Annotated in this window: 1 protein-coding gene; it reads right to left on the reverse strand. The window is 66.4% G+C overall.

Annotated features, from left to right (window positions below):
- Positions 1-467, reverse strand: a 467-nt coding sequence (locus tag AACU55_RS20620) for a type VI secretion system Vgr family protein (protein ID WP_205960168.1), incomplete at both ends; no start/stop codon positions are given.

The following is a 467-nucleotide window of genomic DNA, read 5'->3' on the forward strand; positions in this document are numbered from 1 at the left end:
CTGACCCTGCGGCTGGGCGTCCGCGCTGAGAAAGACGCCCTTACCGCCGCGCAGGACGCCGTGTTCATCGGTGCGCAGCTCAAAACCTTCGCCGCGCGGCGCGTTCTGCGCATCGACGATATGCCCGGAGTTCAGCTGGGTTTTGCCGTATTCGGTGGCGAGTTTGATGTGCTCCTCACCGCGCCGGTCCTCCATCCGCAGCTTGTTATTTGACGGGGTGCGCAGAACGTTGCGGGTGTGGTTAAGTCCGGTCACGTGGTCGGGATGTTCAGAGTCGTGCAGCGCGGCGGCGATATACGGCCGGTCGGGGTCGCCGCCGTCAAAGGCGATGGCCACTTCGGTGCCGTCGGTCAGCGGCATATGCCAGCCGTAGCCGTCGCCGCCGTAGGGTTTGGCGAGGCGCACCCACAGGTAGGCGTAACCGGCATCCGCCGGGGCACGGTCGCCGTCAATGCGCACGCGGTAGC

The organism is Rahnella sp. CJA17(1/100) (assembly GCF_963881615.1).
GTDB classification, from domain to species: Bacteria; Pseudomonadota; Gammaproteobacteria; order Enterobacterales; family Enterobacteriaceae; genus Rahnella; species Rahnella aceris.